The sequence below is a fragment of the Actinoallomurus vinaceus genome (assembly GCF_039542055.1).
Classification (GTDB): domain Bacteria; phylum Actinomycetota; class Actinomycetes; order Streptosporangiales; family Streptosporangiaceae; genus Actinoallomurus; species Actinoallomurus vinaceus.
Window position 1 is genome coordinate 108209 of the sequence record NZ_BAABHK010000008.1, and the last position, 17453, is coordinate 125661.

Here is a 17453-nt window from a genome sequence, read left to right on the forward strand (position 1 = left end):
TCGCGTACACCCCCTGCGGGGCGGTGCAGCTCGGCATGGGGCAGGCGTGTGCCTCCACCCGCCGGAGGTCTTCGTCGCGACAGTCCTCGGGCAGTCAGTTCGCTATGACGGCCCGCCGGACGCAATCGCGGAGCAGGGTGCGGCGCTGTTCGTGTATCTCGTCCGGCTCCTGAGCGGTCGCCGCGTAGACGTTGCTAACGGGTGACCAGGCCATGGACATGGCGATGACCATGGCCATCACGTCGAACGGATCTCCCTGCCGCACCCGGCCGGCGGCTTGGGCTTCGGCGATGGCATGCAGCTTGTGGTCGTCCATGCGGTCGTGGTCGTCGACGAGATGACCGGCCGGGCGGCGCTCCAGGCGCGCCCAGGTGGCCAGCCTGATCAGGTCCGGGCGGCGCAGGTACTCGTCGTAGAGGCGTACGGCCCAGTCCGCGAGGTCGTCGGCGTCGATCGGCACGACGTTCATGATCCGCTCCAGCGAGCCGAAGAAGATCGTGTCGAAGAGCTTCTCCTTGTTGCCGAAGTAGGCGTAGAGCTGCGCCTTGTTGGTGCGTGCGGCGGCCACGATCCGCTCGATGCGCGCCCCGGCGATCCCCTGCTGGGCGAACTCCTCGGTCGCCGCATCAAGGATGCGCTGGTAGGTCGCTGCTCCGCGCGCGGTCAGGGCCTGGTCTGCCATGCCCATGACCCTATCAAACAGAACAGTCGGTTTGCTTGTGCGTCCGGACTGCCCTACCGTTGATTAAACAGAACAGTCTGTTTAAGGAGTGCTATGCGAACCACTGTCGGCTGGCAGCTGGACGGATCGACGGCGACGCTACAGCGCACACCCCTGAAGCGCCGTGATCTGCGTCCGGACGACCTCGCGGTCCGGGTCGATTACTGCGGTGTCTGCCACACGGATCTGCATGTCCTCGGCAGCCATGACGGCGAAGGGGGGCCTCCCCTGGTGCCGGGGCACGAGTTCACGGGCGTGGTGACCGAGACCGGATCCGGCGTCACCCGCTTCTCCGCCGGTGATCCCGTCGCGATCGGCAACATCGTCGATTCCTGCGGCGAGTGCGCCATGTGCCGGGCCGGTCAGGAGAACTACTGTCACGCCTTTCCGACCCTGACCTACGGCGGTGCCGACCGGCAGGACGGAACGACCACCCTGGGCGGCTACTCCCGCGAGTACGTGGTCCGCGACCGGTTCGCCTATCCGCTTCCCGCGGGCCTGGATCCGGCCGCCGCCGCACCTCTGCTCTGCGCCGGGATCACCGTCTGGGAACCCCTTCGCGCCTTGGGCGTGGGCCCGGGCAGCAGGGTGGCCGTGGCGGGGTTGGGCGGGCTGGGCCATCTGGCGGTCAAGATGGCCGTGGCGCTCGGCGCCGACACCTCGGTCATCAGCCGTTCACCCGGCAAGGCGGACGACGTGCGCCGGCTCGGCGCTCACGCGCTCATCGTGTCCACGGACCCGGAACAGATGGCTGCGGCCCGCAACCGGTTCGACGTCGTCATTGACACCATTTCCGCCCCCCACGACCTCGGTCCGTATCTGCGGCTCGTCGCCATGGACGGCACGCTCAGTCACCTGGGGCACCTGGAGCCCGTCACCGTCGAGGTCATGGACCTGCTCGTGGGGCGCAAGAAACTCAGCTCCGCGGGGAGCGGAGGCCGGCCCGCGACCGCGGCCATGCTGGCCTTCTGCGCCGACAAGGGCATCACCGCCGACATCGAACTGCTCCCTTCGGCTCTGGTGAACGAGGCTCTCGACCGTCTCCGGCGCAACGATGTCCGCTACCGCTTCGTACTCGACATGTCCGACCTCGACTGAACGCGGGTGCATGAATGAGGGGCCCGGCGTGTGCGCGGGCCCCTCGGATGATGCGAATCGGCTCCGGCGGCGATGTGCGACAGCGCCTCCAGCAGCGCGGGCCGGTCCTCGGTGGCGAGCTTGCCACCGATCTTCTCCTCGAAGACCTTCAGGCAGATCGGATCAAGGGCGTCGTGCTGCCGCTCATCTTGATCGGATGGTCTGCCGTTGTCTGGCCGGGATGCTAGGAACTACCCGTTGGTTGATCTTTCCGGACGGAGTGCGCGTTCCTATGACGGACGGACCGAAGACCTCTGAGCTCTCCGAGATCCTGCGTGAGATGTGCACACAGATCGCCGGGAGGGCGCCGGAAGGCTGGCTGCGGGCGACGGTGAATGGTTTTGTCGACAAGCAGGGCGTCGGGCTTGCTCGTGTGTCGTACAGGCTGGCCGCCGGTGACGAATATGCCGTCGACGTGGATCTACGGCGCGGCCTGCGCCGGGCGTACAGGGTGTCAGGTGCCTCAGAACAGGGCCTGAGCATCGAGCTGACCGTCGATGCCTCCGGAAGGTTCGAGGCGGTCACCGGGCGCGGGGTGAGCAGGGTGAGCCATCCCAAACGCGGCTTCCTGTACGTGCCCGAACCTGAAACTCTCCCGCCCGACCCCGGGGATGAGCAGGACGGGCCCGTGAACCCCACACCGGCGGGCGACCCGGAGGAGGCCGTCCGGCTGCTGCGGGAGTACCTCAGGCGGCGAGCCGAGCTCCTTGGCGGCATGCTGGACGTCGACCCCTCCGGCATACTGCCCGACCCGCCGCCCGCCGCAGGGCTGGAGGAGATGGAGGGCAGGCTGAACGTGGCGCTTCCGGCAGACCTGCGCGCGTTGTACGGCGTGGCCGACGGCGATGGGCAAGCCGGGCTCTTCGGGCGACTGTCGTGGTGGATGGATGCGTCGGGAGTGGCCGCGGTGCATGGAGGTGACCGCCATTGGGCACCGCGCGGCTGGCGAGACCGGCCTTTCCGGCCCTTCGTCCACGACGCCGACCCTCCCGGGACGGTCCGGCGGTCAGTGGATCGGCGCGGTTGGATCCCGTTCGTGATCGGCACCGACGGCAACTACCTCGCGGTGGACATGGACCCGGCCAGTGGGGGCCGGCCCGGGCAGGTCATCCGCATCGGCCCCGACTACCACCACGGCCCCACATATGTCGCCGACTCGGTGACGACCCTGCTCCGCCGCCATGTGGACGCACTCGCGCGCGGCGACCACCGGATCGGCGAGGACGGCGGCCTGTGGATCGACGTGCCGGAACCGCACAAGGGCGCAGGCACACACCTCCAGACGCTGCGGGTGACCGAAGGTGGCGAAGCCGACCTCCAACTCGCACGCCAGGCCCCGTTCTTGCGTGCGGTGGAACTGTCCCGCTGCCGATCCGCCGACCTCACGGCGCTACGTGAGGCTCCGGTCGAGACGCTCGACATCGATCTCAAGACGATCGACCTGGCCCCGCTGGCCGGCCACCCGACCCTGCGGGCCGTGACTCTGACCACGCCTCACCCCGTTGACCTGGGCCCGCTTCGCACCCTTCCCCACCTGGAGGGACTGGATCTGTCCCGCGCGTCCACCCGCGGCATCCAGGCGGTCGCCGAGCTGGAGGGATTGCTGTACCTGGCGCTGCGCTATGAGCAGTGGCAGGAGCTGTGGTCGCACATTGATCGGATGCCTGCGCTCGCGGCTGCGTTGCTGGCCGGCAAGGCTCCGTACGACCAAGTCGCCGAGTGGATGGCCCAGTTCAACGCCCGTACCGTTGACCGGCGCCCTACCGCCCAGCGAATCCATCACGGCCATCGATGACCCGGCACACCGGTTCCGTTGCCGCCAAGCCCGCTGATCTGGCGGGTGTCACGCCGAGATCGCGGCACGGGTTGCTGGTGGCCGGGCGACGGCGAGGGCCTGTGGCGGGTCGAGTTCCTCATCGCCGAGCGCCGGGAAATCGCGGGTGCATCGTTGAGGGGCCCGGCTTGTGCGCGGGCCCTTCGGTGATGAGAATCGGGTCAGCTGACGGTGACGGCTGGCTTGCGACCGCTCATTCGATCAGGTCGCAAAGGCCGGGTGCCAGCTCATCATCGATTAGGTTTAGCGCGCTTTCAGCCTTGGCCGCCAATATCAGTGGGTGCGTGCCGTCGACGATATGTGCGTGAGTTATGCGATCCAAGGCGGCTCCCACGAGTGGTGCCGTGACTCGGAGGGTCGCCGTGAGGGCGACACCTCCGATCGAGCCGCCGTGCAACACGATGTTGCGGCTTCGATAGAGCCGCCGTAGTGAAACTTCGACGTAGAACCGGACTCGACCGAGCACCTGGCGTCGGTTTGCCAGCAGCTCTTTCATCCGTACGACGGCCGCGGTGTCGCTCGGCGTACGCCAGGAGCGATCGAGCGGAAGGTAACCGTGCACCTGGATCTCGTCCGCGATGAGAGCCGCGCGTTCCCGGTTGGTCTCGCAGGCGGAGAGCCGCTGCGTCAGGTCTGTTCCCGTCGCTTCCCGAACTCGATACGACAGGGCGGTTAGCTCCGCCCGTGGCCACGAGCAGGTGACGAGTGCGGCGGCGCGTGAGGCGGCGACCACCTTTTCTCGCTCATCGGGGTCCCGGGCCTCGGTCAGCAGGGACTCTAGCGCTGCCCAACCGCCGGCGACGGCTGGGGCGAGCGGGCCGTCGTTCAGGCCAGAGGCGATTTCCAAAGCATCGTCGATGGGGCTCCGTGCCTGCTCGGCGAAGCGTTGCACGTCTTGAGCGATCGAATAGAGTCTTCGCTCGGCTGCCAGCGAGAGCACCTGTGCTCGCCGGCCGGGTCTTGACAGCGGCACGCGTTCGTCCTCGATGAGTACTTCACCGAGCGGTACCACCCCAGTGCCCGTCGCCGCGAAGCGAGCTCGTGCCTGTAGTCGCTCGACAAGGTCATAGGCGATCTCGACGGCGCGTTCCGCGTCGCGAGCTTCGATTTCGTACCATAGTGCGCCGATGATCTGCTGCCTGGATGAGTCCCAACGGGCATTTTCCATCGCCTTCACGGCATCGACGGCAGGAACCCAATTAGGCAGGTGTGTGGCGATCTTCTCGTAATCCTGAAGAGCGCGGAACGGAACGGTGATTTTCCAGGTCCGAGGAGATTGATTCAGTAAGGCGGCGGCTTCGCTGATCAGGTCGGTCGCGGCAAGGTGTTCTCGTCCATCGCGGATCCAGCGTTGCAAGCCGGCAAAACTATGTCCGCTGTCGAGTAGGTGCGCGGCGACTGCTCGGGCCACACGCTCAGGCCTCGGTGGATCCGTCGTGGTGACACAAGACGCCCACCGGGCGAGGTATCCGGGGCGAGCTGTGTCGATGAGGTACCGCAGTCGCCGACGGCCATCGCTGGCAACGGTCAACGAGCTCTGCAACACCTCACGTAATTCTCGGCGAAACGCTGGTGAGCCGACCGCAGGATCGTCCCCGAGGATCCGCTCCATGGCGTGTCGCTGCCAGTCGACCGCTGCTTGGGCCAGCACCTTGCGGGGGACCCATGCGCCGGCCTCGTGTAGCTCGTCGAGTGCGAGAAAGGTACCGATGTCCCAGAGTCGGCGTGACCATGGGGCCTTCGCGGTGGTGAAATCCTTGATCCGGGTCGCCACATGTCGCGAGTAGGCGGACGTGGGATCCTGGCCGATGGGGGGTGTGGACATGAAGGCCTTGTCTTCGGAAATAACGAGGGCGCGACCTGTAAGGTCGCGCCCTCAGGGGCCATAGGCCCCGGGTTAGCTCCTCAGTCGCCTCAGCGACTAAGTACACGATACCCAATTGATCGGTGTCGTGCATCGTCCTGCAGAAAAATCCAAGGGCCTTCGAAAATGCGGCGTCCGAAAATATCTTAAGGGTTCGTCCGCTTTGAGTAAATATGGCCATGGGCAGGTCAAATTCGCGGCAGAATGGCCTAAAACTATACTTTGTGTAAATCCAGGGATGAATGAAAAGGGGCCCGGCTTGTGTGCGGGCCCCTCGGATGATGCGAATCGGGTCAGCTGACGGTGACGGCGGGCTTGACGGTCAGCGTGTCGGAGGCGGGGTCGAGGTCGACGATGGCCTCGTCGCCGTCGCGGATCTCGCCGGCCAGGAGTTCCTTCGCCAGCTGGTCGCCGATCGCGCTCTGGACGAGGCGGCGGAGCGGGCGGGCGCCGTACGCCGGGTCGTAGCCGGTGAGGGCCAGCCATTCGCGGGCGGCGTCGGTGACCGTCAGAGTCAGGCGGCGGTCGGCGAGGCGGCGGGCCAGCCGGTCGATCTGCAGGTCGACGATCTTCGTGAGCTCCTCGGTCGACAGGGCGTCGAAGATGATGACGTCGTCGAGCCGGTTGAGGAACTCGGGCTTGAAGCTCGCCCGTACGCTGTTCAGGACGGCGTCGCGCTTGGCTCCGTTGTCCAGGGCCGGATCGACCAGGAACTGGGAGCCGAGGTTCGACGTCATGATCAGGATCGTGTTGCGGAAGTCGACCGTACGGCCCTGGCCGTCGGTGAGCCGTCCGTCGTCGAGCACCTGCAGGAGGACGTCGAAGACCTCGGGGTGGGCCTTCTCGACCTCGTCCAGCAGGACGACGCAGTACGGGCGGCGGCGGACCGCCTCGGTGAGCTGGCCGCCCTCCTCGTACCCGACATAACCGGGAGGCGCGCCGACCAGCCGCGCGACCGAGTGCTTCTCGCCGTACTCGCTCATGTCGATGCGGACCATCGCCCGCTCGTCGTCGAACAGGAAGTCGGCGAGCGCCTTGGCGAGCTCGGTCTTGCCGACGCCGGTCGGGCCGAGGAACAGGAACGATCCGGTCGGCCGGTCGGGGTCGGAGACGCCCGCCCGCGCCCGGCGTACGGCGTCGGAAACGGCGCGTACGGCGTCGGCCTGGCCGATGAGGCGGTGGCCGAGCTCGTCCTCCATGCGCAGCAGCTTGGAGGTCTCGCCCTCCATGAGCCTGCCGACGGGGACGCCGGTCCAGGACGACACGACCTCGGCCACGTCGTCGGCGCCGACCTCCTCCTTGACCATCGTCTCGCGGGTCTCGGCGGCCTCGGACGCCTCGGCGAGCTGCTTCTCCAGCACGGGGATCTCGCCGTACATGAGGCGGGCGGAGGTCTCCAGGTCGCCGTCGCGCTGGGCGCGTTCGGCCTGGCCGCGCAGGTCGTCGATGCGCTTCTTGAGCTCACCGACCTTGTTCAGCCCGGCCTTCTCCCGCTCCCAGCGGCCGACGAGGGCGTTGAGGCTCTCCTGCCTGTCGGCCAGCTCGGCGCGGAGGCGTTCGAGGCGGTGCTTGGACGCCTCGTCGGACTCCTTCTCGAGGGCCAGCTCCTCCATCTTGAGCCGGTCGACGGAGCGCTGCAGCTCGTCGATTTCGACAGGCCGCGAGTCGATCTCCATGCGGAGCCGGGAGGCGGCCTCGTCGACCAGGTCGATGGCCTTGTCGGGCAGGAACCGCGCGGTGATGTACCGGTCGGACAGCGCGGCGGCGGCGACGAGGGCGGCGTCGGAGATCTGCACCTGGTGGTGCGCCTCGTACCGGCCCTTGAGGCCGCGCAGGATCGCGATGGTGTCCTCGACCGTCGGCTCGCCGACGAGGACCTGCTGGAAGCGCCGCTCCAGCGCCGGGTCCTTCTCGATCCGCTCGCGGTACTCGTCGAGCGTGGTGGCGCCGATCATCCGCAGCTCGCCGCGGGCCAGCATGGGCTTGAGCATGTTGCCCGCGTCCATGGAGCCCTCGGCCGCGCCCGCCCCGACGACGGTGTGCAGCTCGTCGATGAACGTGACGACCTGGCCGTCGCTCTGCTTGATCTCGTTCAGGACCGCCTTGAGGCGCTCCTCGAACTCGCCGCGGAACTTCGCGCCCGCGACCATCGCGCCCAGGTCGAGGGAGACGAGGCGCTTGTTCTTCAGCGTCTCCGGCACGTCGCCGGCGACGATCCGCTGGGCCAGGCCCTCGACGACCGCCGTCTTGCCGACACCGGGCTCGCCGATGAGGACCGGGTTGTTCTTCGTACGGCGCGACAGCACCTGGACGACGCGGCGGATCTCGGTGTCGCGGCCGATGACCGGGTCGAGCTTTCCGTCGCGGGCCTGCGCGGTGAGGTCGACGCCGTACTTCTCCAGCGCCTGGTAGGTCTCTTCGGGGTTCTCGCTGGTCACGCGGGCGTGGCCGCGGACCTTCTCGAACGCCTCGAGCAGCGCGTCGGGGGTCGCGCCGTTCTCCTTGAGGAGGGTGGCGACGGGACCGCCGTCGGTGGCCAGGCCGACGAGCAGGTGCTCGGTGGAGACGTACTCGTCCTCGAGCTGCTTGGCCCGGTTGGCGGCGGTGTTCAGCACCTTGAGCAGCAGCCGGGAGGTGTCCGGCGCGTTGACGGTCGAGCCGGCGGCCTTGGGCAGCGCCGCGATCTGCTCCTCGGCGCGGCGCCGGATGACCTGCGGGTCGGCGCCGACGGCCTCGAGCAGCGGCGCGGCGATGCCGTCGGCCTGGCCGAGCAGCGCGACCAGCAGGTGCACCGGCTCGACCTGGGGGTGGCCCTCCGTCGCGGCACGCCGGACCGCGACCGAGACGGCCTCCTGGCTCTTCTGGGTCAGCTTGTAATCCACTTATTCCTCCCCCCGCGATCGCCACAGCACCACGCTGGTCTGCCGGATCGGCACGAGATCCGCGCCAGTGTCAGAGCCGGGGCTGTTCTTCAGTTTCGCCAGCCGGGCGGCCACGGCGCGCGTGGACTCCAGCTCGTTGCTCAGCTCCTCGACCAGCGCGCGCAGGCGCGCCACCTCGGTGCGGAGCGCGTCGGACTCGCGCTGGAGGTCGAGGATGTGCTTGATACCGGCGAGGTTGATGCCCTCGTCCTGGGACAGCCGCTGGATCTCCCGCAGCATGACGATGTCGCGCATGGAGTAGCGGCGCCCGCGCCCGGCCGTACGACCGGGGGAGACGAGGCCCAGCCGGTCGTACGTGCGGAGCGTCTGCGGGTGCAGCCCGGACAGCTGAGCCGCCACCGAGATGACGTAGACCGGACTGTCGTCGCCGAACGGGTCCATGACGATCACCCCTCTCTCGCCATCCGCAGCAGCTCGCTGCGCAGGTCGTCACCGTTGGTGCTCGCGCGGAGCTTCTCCAGGGCCTCGCGGGTGGTCTCGTCGACCTTCTGCGGCACCTGGACCTCGACGGTCACCAGCAGGTCGCCCTTGGTGCCGTCGCGGCGGGTCGCGCCCTTGCCGCGGACCCGGAACGTGCGTCCGTTCGGGGTGCCCTCCGGGATCCGCAGGGTCACCGGCTGGCCGCCGAGGACCGGCGCCTTGATCTCCGCGCCGAGCGTCGCCTCGGGGAAGGTCACCGGGACCGTGACGGTCAGGTTGTCGCCCGACCGGCCGAACACCTTGTGCCCCGTGACGTGCACGGCGACGTAGAGGTCGCCGCTGGGACCGCCGTTCTCGCCGGGCGCGCCCTTGGCCTTGAGCCGGATCCGCTGCCCGTCGGCCACCCCGGCCGGGATGCGTGCCTGGATGGTGCGGGTGCTCTGCGCCCGCCCGCTGCCGTGGCAGGTGAGACAGGGGTCGTCGACCACGAGGCCCCGGCCGTGGCACTCGCGGCAGGGCTCGGAGAGGGCGAACCCGCCCGCGTTGCGGCTCTCCTGCCCCGTGCCCTCGCAGCGAGGGCATACCCGGGGCACCGTGCCGGTCTTGGCGCCGGTGCCCCGGCAGGTGGGACAGGCCGCTTCACTGGTGAGCCGCAGCGGCACCGTCTTGCCTTCCAAGGCCTCGCTGAAGGTCAGCGTGACCTCGGACTCGACGTCGGTGCCTCGGCGGGGCCGCCGGGTGGTCGTCCCGCGTCGGCCGCCGCCGAACAGCCCGCCGAAGAGGTCGCCGATGCGCTCGCCGGTGCCGGTCGTGCCGCCGGTCGTGCCGCCGAACAGGTCGCCCAGGTCGAAACCGAAGCCGCCCTGCGCGCCGCCGCCGGGGCGGCGGGCCCCGCCGAACAGGCTGCGGGCCTCGTCGTACTCCTTACGGTGCTTCTCGTCGGACAGCACGTCGTAGGCCTCGGAGATCTCCTTGAACTTCTCCTCGGACTCGGCGTCGCCGCGGTTGGCGTCCGGGTGGTACTTCCGCGCCAGCTTGCGGTAGGACTTCTTGATCTCGTCCTGGGTTGCGGTCTTCGGAACACCGAGGACCTTGTAGTAGTCCTTCTCGAGATAGTCCTTGGTGCTCACCGGCGTCCCTTACCTCTTCCTGTCGGTGTCTGCTCAGTCGTCGCCGGCGTCGTCGCCGTCGGGCTCGGCCTCCGGCTTCTCGCCGTCGGCCGCGCTCTCCGCCTTGGCCTTCGCCTCCGGCTCGGTCTGCGGACCGAGGTCCGCGGTCGGCTCGGCCACGGCAACCCGGGCGGGCCGGAGGGTCCGCTCGCCGATGCGATACCCCGACTGCAGGATCTGAACGGCCGTCGGCTCCTCGACCTCGTCGGAGTAGGCGTGCATCAGGGCCTCGTGGACGTTCGGGTCGAACGGCTCGCCGGCCGTGCCGAACGATTCGAGGCCGAGCTTGCCGACGATGCCCTCGAGGGACTCGGCGATCTGCTTGAAACCCCCGGTCAGCTCCTCGTGCTCCCGGGCCCGCCCGATGTCGTCGAGCACCGGCAGCAGCTCGCCGAGGACGTACGCCAGGGCCTGCTCGCGCACGGCCGCACGGTCTCGGTCGACCCGCTTGCGGTAGTTGGAGTACTCCGCCTGCAGCCGCTGAAGGTCGGACGTGCGCTCGGCCAGCTCCTTCTTGACCTTCGCCACCTCTTCTCCGTCCGCGCCGGAGGGCGCTTTCTCGGTGGGGGGAGCGGGAGCCGACTTCGCCGACTCCCGCACCTCACCGGTCTTGGGATCGATGCGCCGCTTGTCGCGGATCACCGGGCCCTGGCGCTCCTCGGCGTCGTCACGACGCTCCGTCACGCTTCCTCCTCAAGTACCGGCTCGTCACGGTGTGGGGGGATGAACCCGGTCACGCCGCCCCGCCCTTGGCGTCCTTGTCGTCGTCCACGATCTCGGCGTCGACGACCTCGTCGTCCTTCGGCTGCTCGCCGCTCTGACCGTCGGCCGGCTGGCCTTCGGCGCTCGCCTGGTTCTGGGCGTACATCGCGGCGCCCATCTTCTGGCTGACCTGGGCCAGCTTCTCGGAGCTGGTGCGGATCGCGTCGACGTCCGTGCCCTCGAGGGCCTTCTTGACCTCGTCCAGCGCGGACTGGACCTCGGTCTTGACCTCGGCCGGGATCTTCTCGTCGTTCTCCCGGAGGAACTTCTCCGTGGAGTAGGCGAGGGTGTCGGCGTTGTTGCGGGTCTCGGTCTCCTCGCGGCGCTTGTGGTCCTCCTCGGCGTACTGCTCGGCCTCGCGCATCATGCGGTCGATGTCGTCCTTGGGCAGGGCCGACCCGCCCGTGATGGTCATCGACTGCTCCTTGCCGGTGCCGAGGTCCTTCGCGCCGACGTTCACGATGCCGTTGGCGTCGATGTCGAACGTGACCTCGATCTGCGGGACACCGCGCGGCGCCGGCGGAAGGCCGGTCAGCTGGAAGGTGCCGAGCTTCTTGTTGTACGACGCGATCTCGCGCTCGCCCTGGTAGACCTGGATCTCCACGGACGGCTGGTTGTCGTCGGCGGTGGTGAACACCTCGGACCGCTTGGTCGGGATGGTGGTGTTCCGCTCGATGATCTTGGTGAAGATGCCGCCCTTGGTCTCGATGCCCAGGCTCAGCGGCGTGACGTCCAGCAGCAGGACGTCCTTGACCTCACCCTTGAGCACGCCGGCCTGCAGGGACGCGCCGACCGCGACGACCTCGTCCGGGTTGACGCCCTTGTTGGCCTCCTTGCCGCCGGTCAGCTCCTTGACCAGTTCGGCGACGGCGGGCATACGGGTGGAGCCACCGACGAGAACGACGTGGTTGATGTCGTTCACGCTGATGTTGGCGTCCTTGATGACCTGCTGGAACGGGTTCTTGCAGCGGTCGAGCAGGTCGGACGTCATCTTCTGGAACTCGGCCCGGGTGAGCTTCTCGTCCAGGTGCAGCGGGCCCTCGGCCGAGGCCGTGATGTAGGGCAGGTTGATGCTGGTCTCCGAGGAGCTGGACAGCTCGATCTTCGCCTTCTCGGCGGCCTCACGGAGCCGCTGCAGCGCCATCTTGTCCTTGGACAGGTCGACGCCGTGGGCGTTCTTGAACCGGGTGACCAGCCACTCGACGACCTTCTGGTCCCAGTCGTCGCCACCGAGGTGGTTGTCGCCGTTGGTCGCCTTGACCTCCACGACGCCGTCGCCCACCTCGAGCAGGGAGACGTCGAAGGTGCCGCCACCGAGGTCGAAGACGAGGATCGTGGCCTCGCCCTCCTTCTCCAGGTGGTACGCCAGGGCCGCGGACGTCGGCTCGTTGATGATGCGCAGGACGTTGAGGCCCGCGATCTGGCCGGCCTCCTTGGTGGCCTGCCGCTGGTGGTCCGAGAAGTACGCCGGGACGGTGATCACCGCGTCGGTGATCTTCTCGCCGAGGTAGGACTCCGCGTCGCGCTTGAGCTTCTGCAGCACGAACGCGCTGATCTGCTGCGGCGTGAAGTCCTTGCCGTCGATCGTGGTCTTCCAGTCGGTGCCCATTTCGCGCTTGACCGACCGGATGGTGCGATCGACGTTGGTCACCGCCTGGCGCTTGGCGACCTCGCCGACCAGGACCTCGCCGTTCTTGGCGAAGGCGACGACGGACGGCGTGGTCCTCGACCCCTCCGCGTTGGCGATGACGGTGGGCTCGCCACCCTCCAGGATCGCGACGACCGAGTTGGTCGTTCCAAGGTCGATACCGACCGCACGTGCCATGAGTTGGTTCCTCCGACTGTGAGCTTGCTAAGTCGATGAAGCTGAGTCCAGCGGACGCAAGACTGCCAAGCCGCCCTCGTTCTGTCAAATGACTTGAGTCCGGCCGACTCAACTTTGCTGACTGGTACAACGGGCGGCGGGTCCGCCGTGTTCCCGCCCCGGAGAGAATTTCGGGATCTTCGGTAAGAACCGGCCCGCTCCCGTCACTCCCCTGGTGACCGCGCACCTCACGCGAAGGAGGCGACACATGACCGATCCCGACAGGGGGCGCCGGTTCACCGCCTTGTACGACACGTTCCATCCTCGGGTGTACGCCTATGTGGTCAGCCGGGCCGGGCATGAGATCGCCGACGAGGTGACAGGCGAGACCTTCCTGGTCGCCTGGCGGCGGCTCGCCGAGATCCCGAAACACGAACTGGCCTGGCTGCTCGGCGTGGCCCGCAACATCCTGCGCGAGCAGTACCGCGCGGACGCCCGCCGCAAGGCCGTCGACGCCGAGCTGCGGATCTGGTCCGGCGACCTGCGGACCGGCGACGTCGCCGACCACGTCACCGAGCGCTCCCAGGTCCTCGCCGCCCTCGCGGCGCTGTCCGACGACGACCGGGAGATCCTCACGCTCGTCGCCTGGCACGGCCTCGCCCCCCGCGAGGCGGCGCGCGTCGTCGGCTGCTCGACCGCGACCTACTCCGTACGCCTGCACCGGGCGCGCCGTCGCCTGGAGCGCGCGATGGCCGCCCCTCCCGCGCCGGCCGCCCGGTCGGCCGTTCTCACCCTCGGGAAGGAATCGCGATGACACGTGACGTGATGGCCCTGCTCGGCAAGGCACGCCCCGCCGACCTCGACCCCGCCTCGGACGCCGAGCGGCGCTCTCGTGACCTGCACAATGCCATGGCGCAGCCCTTCGAGAAGCGGCGTGCTGCCCGCCCGAAGCGCCGTGTGACGATCGGCCTCGGGGTCGTGGCCGTCGGCGCCGCCGCGTCGGTCGCCGTGGCGACCGTCGGCCACGGCACCCGCGCACCGTCCACACCGCAGGCTCGGCCGACCGACCTGTCCGCCCGGCAGGTCCTGCTCGCCGCTGCGGAGACCGCCGCGAAGGAGCCGGCGGGCCGCTACTGGCGCGTGGACTATGCCAGCGGTCAGGGGTACCGCGTCGGCGGCTCGGGCGCCGGGGGCTACCAGGTCTACCTCGCCGACGAGTTCGACCAGTGGACGCCCCGCGATCCGAAGAAGGACGACGACGTGACCTACGGCCGCCGGCTCCCCTCCGGGCCGCTCACCGCCCAGGACCGGGAGGCATGGCGGAAGGCCGGCTCGCAGGATCGCTGGAACGTCACGTCGAACGGCGGACCGCTGACCCTCGTGAGGAAGGGCGAGCCCTGGGCCGCCGACCGTACGACCCCGGCCGAGAACGCCCGGTCGCTGGCCGACATGCGGAAGGAGTGCGCGGCCTCTCCCCCAGGGAAGCCCAACAAGGTGTGCGCGAAGCTGAAGATCTTCGAGAACGGCTCGCTCGCGGCCGGATTCGAGGCGTTCAAGCAGCGGCTCGACCAGAGCGGGGGCGGTGGTTTCTCGCAGCTCATGACCGCGTACGACTTCCTGACCCGGACCGCGGTCCCACCGGCCGACCGGGCCAAGGCCTTCCGCCTGCTCGCCGACCTGCCCGGTGTGCGATCGCTCGGCACGGTGAAGGACGCCTCTGGGCGCCTCGGCATCGGACTGTCCGCTCCGGCAGCCCCCATGCGCGACGGCTCCGGCACCCTCGTCAGCTACCAGATCGTCCTCGCTCCGAAGACCTTCCAGATCCTCGGTGACCAAAAGGTCGTGGTCAAGGCAGGGGGCCACGACCGCGGCATGCGGCCCGGGACCGTCCACTCGTACACCGTCGTCCTCGACATCGGCTGGACGAACGCCTCTCCGCACCACGCCTGACCGGCGGGACGGGCGGCCGGGCCGCCTCGCCGATGGGCGAGGTGACCCGGCCATGGTCATCGCGGACCGCCGCCCGGCGACAGGCGAGGGCTCGCCGTGGGGGTGGTCGTCTCCCACGACCAGCTCCGCTGGTAGATGAAGTAGAGGCCTCCGATCTGGAGGGTCCTGGCGAGCGTGGCGACCGGCAGCGTGCGCACGCCACCCGTATCCGGCCACGGGTCGAAGACGGTGACGGTGCCCTTCGACCGGTCGTACCCGACGGCGACCACCATGTGGTCCACCTTCCGGCCGCGCTCGGTGCCCTTGTGCCAGGGCAGCCGCTCCCCCCACACCGAGAGCATCGGCGCCCGTTGCAGCACGCCGACGTCGTACGCCACCTCGCGCATCACGAAGTCGGGTTCGCTGTCCGGCCCGCCGACGTTGTTGACCTGGTACGGGGTGTCGTGCAGATAGCGGTTGACGGCGCCGTAGAAGTCCTCGCCGTCGTACTCGCCCTGCCGGGTCATGTGCATCTTCGCGGCGAACCTCGACTGGCTCACCTTGATCCCGAGGGTGGACAGGCTGACGACCGCCGCGGCCGGCACGGCGGAGTACGGGTTCGCCTGGACCTGCAGGGCGATGGGCAGCCGAAAGGCCGTCGGCGCGGCCGGTGCGGCGGCGGACCGCGACGTGCTCGGCGTCGAGGCTCTGCCGTGGGTTCCATCTCGTCGCCCGGTCTCCACCGCGATGATCGCGCCCGCCGCGGCGATCGCGGCGGCCGTCGCGATACCGGCGGCCCATCGACCACGCGAGGTGTGCGGCATCTGACCTCCCAAGATCGACGATTCTCAATGGTGGCGCCGGCGCCGAGGCCGACGCGATGGTTTCGATCTCGCCGAGAACCCGCTGAACCGTGCGGGCGGCCGCATCCGTACACACCGGGGACGTATGGCCTGGCGTTTTTCAAATGATGCGAAATGGACCCCGAACTCGTCGGCGCCCATCGGGAGACTAAGAGGAGTTGGGGACCCCGCAGCGGGCCCGGAGTGCCGAACGGACTCCGCGGCGGGGATCTCTCCCCTGACGCAGGGCCGGGTGCACCGCCGCACCCGGCTGGAAGGGAGCCTGACGCGTGATGGACCTGACGCGGGTCGTCGGTGACACCGAGGATGACCCTTCCGTCCCCTCGCGGGGCGACCGCGCGCGCAACCGGCGCGGTCGGTCGCGCCTGGGAGTGGGAGTCCCCCTCGGCCTGGCCGTCACCGGGGCGGCCGTCGCGGTCGCGCTGTCGGTCGGGTCGTCGGACCCGAAGGCCGGGCGGCATGGCCCGCCCACCGGCCGCGACATCCTTCTCGCGGCGGCCACCGCCCTGGAGCACCGCCCGGACCTGACGACCGGACGGTACTGGCGGGTCGTCGAGACCGGCCGGTACACGCTCGACGCCAAGAACGGCAGCGGGGAAGGTCCCATCGAGGTGCGGATGCGCGCCGGCATCTGGCTCGCCGGACCCGGCGGGGGACGGAGCGTCGCGTACCGGCGGTGCCTCAGCGCCCGCCCCCTCACCGTGCAGGAGCGGGCGGATCAGGGCGGCCTGCCGTCTCAGGGGTGGCCGGCGTACTCCACCGCCGCGCGGATCTGCGCCGCCGGGTCCGGACCGGCGGAGAAGGACGCCGGCCTCACCGCCGCCACCGACTATCGCATCGCGGACGTCGCGGTCTCGCCGATCTGGCTGGACAACCTGTCGCCGGACCCTGCCGTGCTGCGACGCCAGATCGATGCGAAACTCGCGACGGCGCACCAGGGCGGCCTGGCCGTGTACGGGCACATCGTCCTCCCGCAGCTGATGACCGACCTGCCGATCCGTCCGGAGATCCGCGCGGCCGTCCTGCGGATGATGGCCGGCCTGCCGGGCGTACGGGCGTCGGGCAAGGTCATGGACGCGCTGGACCGGACGGGCGAGGGCGTCGTGATCAGCGGACTCGGTCTCGGCGCGACCGAGCTGCGCTGGATCATCGAGCCCGGCACCGGCCGCGTGCTGGGCGTCCAGGAGGTCGTCACCGGCGCGGGCCGCCGTCCGGCGGGATCGGTGGTGGCCGAGAGGGTGTACACGTCGGTGGGCTGGACCAACGAGGCGCCCGACCCCGAGACGTCGGGTCTCCAATGAGCGCACGGCAGGTCACTGCCGGTAGATGTAGCAGAGGCCGCCGGGCTGCAGGATCCGCGCCAGCGTCGTCGCCGGCAACGTGTGCGTGCCACCCGTGTCCGGCGACGGATCGAAAACGGTGACGGTCCCCTTCGCCCGGTCGTAGCCGTACGCGACGATCAAGTGTCCGACCTTGTGGGCGCCCGGCTCGATGCCCTTGTTCCAGGGGAGGCGCTCCCACCAGACCATGAGGACCGGTGCGCGCCGAAGGACGCCGACGTCGTACCCCACGTCTCGCAGCAGGAAGTCGGGACGGATCCCCGACCAGCCCTCGGCGGCGAGCAGGTAAGGGGTGTCGTACAGGTAGTCCCGGAGCGTGTGCATGATGTCGTCGCCGTCCGTGCCTTCGCGGGGCTTCGACTTCATCTTGCGGATCAGCGTCGACTGCCGGACCTTCATCCCGAACGTCGACAGGCTCACGACGCCCGCCGCGGGCGAGCTGTCGTACGACGGCGCCTGGTACTCCTTCGTGATCCGGAGCCGGTAGGAGACCGGCGGCTCCGGAGAGGCCGGGGACGGCGATGCGCTCGGCGTGGACGCCTGGGCGACGGGACGCGTCCGGTCCGCCGAGCCTCGGGTCTCCACGACGGCGACGGTGCAGGCCGCGGCGACGGCGGCGGCTGCCGCGACACCGGCCGTCCACCGTCGACGCGACACCTTACTTCTCC

The 17453-nt window shown here is 69.3% G+C and carries 14 protein-coding genes; 5 read left to right on the plus strand and 9 right to left on the minus strand.

What is annotated here, in order from left to right; genetic code table 11:
• Nucleotides 1-94: 94 nt before the first annotated feature.
• On the minus strand, nucleotides 95-682 hold the full coding sequence (locus ABEA24_RS27085; RefSeq protein WP_345433935.1) for a TetR/AcrR family transcriptional regulator: 588 nt from the start codon (nucleotides 680-682) through the stop codon (nucleotides 95-97).
• Nucleotides 683-775: 93 nt separating this feature from the next.
• Between ABEA24_RS27085 and ABEA24_RS27090 the strand changes: the two genes are divergently transcribed.
• Entirely contained in the window at nucleotides 776-1819 is a 1044-nt protein-coding gene (locus tag ABEA24_RS27090) for an NAD(P)-dependent alcohol dehydrogenase (RefSeq protein WP_345433937.1), read from the plus strand.
• 271 nt (nucleotides 1820-2090) lie between these two features.
• The gene (locus ABEA24_RS27095; protein WP_345433938.1) at nucleotides 2091-3653 is read left to right on the plus strand and encodes an SMI1/KNR4 family protein; all 1563 of its coding nucleotides are present in this window, start codon (nucleotides 2091-2093) and stop codon (nucleotides 3651-3653) included.
• A 232-nt stretch (nucleotides 3654-3885) separates the two neighbouring features.
• Here ABEA24_RS27095 and ABEA24_RS27100 read toward each other — a convergent pair whose 3' ends face one another.
• From ABEA24_RS27100 to dnaK, 6 genes are all read right to left on the minus strand, one after another.
• Nucleotides 3886-5466, minus strand: coding sequence for a hypothetical protein (locus ABEA24_RS27100; protein ID WP_345433939.1), 1581 nt, complete (start codon nucleotides 5464-5466; stop codon nucleotides 3886-3888).
• A 383-nt stretch (nucleotides 5467-5849) separates the two neighbouring features.
• Nucleotides 5850-8438: an ATP-dependent chaperone ClpB gene (gene clpB, locus ABEA24_RS27105; RefSeq protein WP_345433940.1), complete on the minus strand. Its 2589-nt coding sequence runs from the start codon at nucleotides 8436-8438 to the stop codon at nucleotides 5850-5852.
• Nucleotides 8439-8879 carry a heat shock protein transcriptional repressor HspR gene (locus tag ABEA24_RS27110; protein WP_345433941.1) on the minus strand — a complete coding sequence of 147 codons (441 nt, stop codon included), beginning with the start codon at nucleotides 8877-8879 and terminating at the stop codon, nucleotides 8439-8441.
• Between the two features lie 5 nt (nucleotides 8880-8884).
• Complete coding sequence (gene dnaJ, locus ABEA24_RS27115; protein WP_345433942.1) at nucleotides 8885-10048, minus strand: molecular chaperone DnaJ; 1164 nt, start codon at nucleotides 10046-10048, stop codon at nucleotides 8885-8887.
• A 33-nt stretch (nucleotides 10049-10081) separates the two neighbouring features.
• A complete protein-coding gene (grpE, locus tag ABEA24_RS27120) occupies nucleotides 10082-10771 on the minus strand; it encodes a nucleotide exchange factor GrpE (RefSeq protein WP_345433944.1) in 690 nt (229 codons plus the stop codon).
• Nucleotides 10772-10820: 49 nt separating this feature from the next.
• Nucleotides 10821-12674 (minus strand): molecular chaperone DnaK, encoded by a 1854-nt coding sequence (dnaK, locus tag ABEA24_RS27125; protein ID WP_345433946.1) that lies wholly within the window; start codon nucleotides 12672-12674, stop codon nucleotides 10821-10823.
• Between the two features lie 247 nt (nucleotides 12675-12921).
• On the opposite strand from dnaK, the gene ABEA24_RS27130 reads away from it, so the two are divergent.
• Both ABEA24_RS27130 and ABEA24_RS27135 read left to right on the plus strand, forming a co-directional pair.
• Nucleotides 12922-13467, plus strand: a complete 546-nt coding sequence (locus tag ABEA24_RS27130) for an RNA polymerase sigma factor (protein ID WP_345433948.1) — start codon at nucleotides 12922-12924, stop codon at nucleotides 13465-13467.
• Entirely contained in the window at nucleotides 13464-14603 is a 1140-nt protein-coding gene (locus ABEA24_RS27135; RefSeq protein WP_345433949.1) for a CU044_5270 family protein, read from the plus strand. The genes ABEA24_RS27130 and ABEA24_RS27135 overlap by 4 nt, the downstream gene beginning before the upstream one ends.
• 56 nt (nucleotides 14604-14659) lie before the next feature.
• Here ABEA24_RS27135 and ABEA24_RS27140 read toward each other — a convergent pair whose 3' ends face one another.
• Entirely contained in the window at nucleotides 14660-15406 is a 747-nt protein-coding gene (locus tag ABEA24_RS27140; RefSeq protein ID WP_345433950.1) for a C39 family peptidase, read from the minus strand.
• 308 nt (nucleotides 15407-15714) lie between these two features.
• Here ABEA24_RS27140 and ABEA24_RS27145 point away from each other — a divergent pair, with 308 nt between their 5' ends.
• Nucleotides 15715-16746: a hypothetical protein gene (locus ABEA24_RS27145; RefSeq protein WP_345433951.1), complete on the plus strand. Its 1032-nt coding sequence runs from the start codon at nucleotides 15715-15717 to the stop codon at nucleotides 16744-16746.
• Nucleotides 16747-16758: 12 nt separating this feature from the next.
• On the opposite strand, the gene ABEA24_RS27150 is transcribed toward ABEA24_RS27145, so the two are convergent.
• Entirely contained in the window at nucleotides 16759-17442 is a 684-nt protein-coding gene (locus ABEA24_RS27150; protein WP_345433952.1) for a cysteine peptidase family C39 domain-containing protein, read from the minus strand.
• Nucleotides 17443-17453 lie beyond the last annotated feature (11 nt).

What these genes read in the sequence shown, in the direction of transcription:
- ABEA24_RS27135 (WP_345433949.1), top strand. Translation starts at nt 13,464, where the DNA reads ATGACACGTGACGTGATGGCCCTGCTCGGCAAGGCACGCCCCGCCGAC.
- ABEA24_RS27095 (WP_345433938.1), top strand. Translation starts at nt 2,091, where the DNA reads ATGACGGACGGACCGAAGACCTCTGAGCTCTCCGAGATCCTGCGTGAG.
- ABEA24_RS27090 (WP_345433937.1), top strand. Translation starts at nt 776, where the DNA reads ATGCGAACCACTGTCGGCTGGCAGCTGGACGGATCGACGGCGACGCTA.
- dnaK (WP_345433946.1), bottom strand. Translation starts at nt 12,674, where the DNA reads ATGGCACGTGCGGTCGGTATCGACCTTGGAACGACCAACTCGGTCGTC.
- ABEA24_RS27130 (WP_345433948.1), top strand. Translation starts at nt 12,922, where the DNA reads ATGACCGATCCCGACAGGGGGCGCCGGTTCACCGCCTTGTACGACACG.
- ABEA24_RS27140 (WP_345433950.1), bottom strand. Translation starts at nt 15,406, where the DNA reads ATGCCGCACACCTCGCGTGGTCGATGGGCCGCCGGTATCGCGACGGCC.
- ABEA24_RS27085 (WP_345433935.1), bottom strand. Translation starts at nt 682, where the DNA reads ATGGCAGACCAGGCCCTGACCGCGCGCGGAGCAGCGACCTACCAGCGC.
- ABEA24_RS27110 (WP_345433941.1), bottom strand. Translation starts at nt 8,879, where the DNA reads ATGGACCCGTTCGGCGACGACAGTCCGGTCTACGTCATCTCGGTGGCG.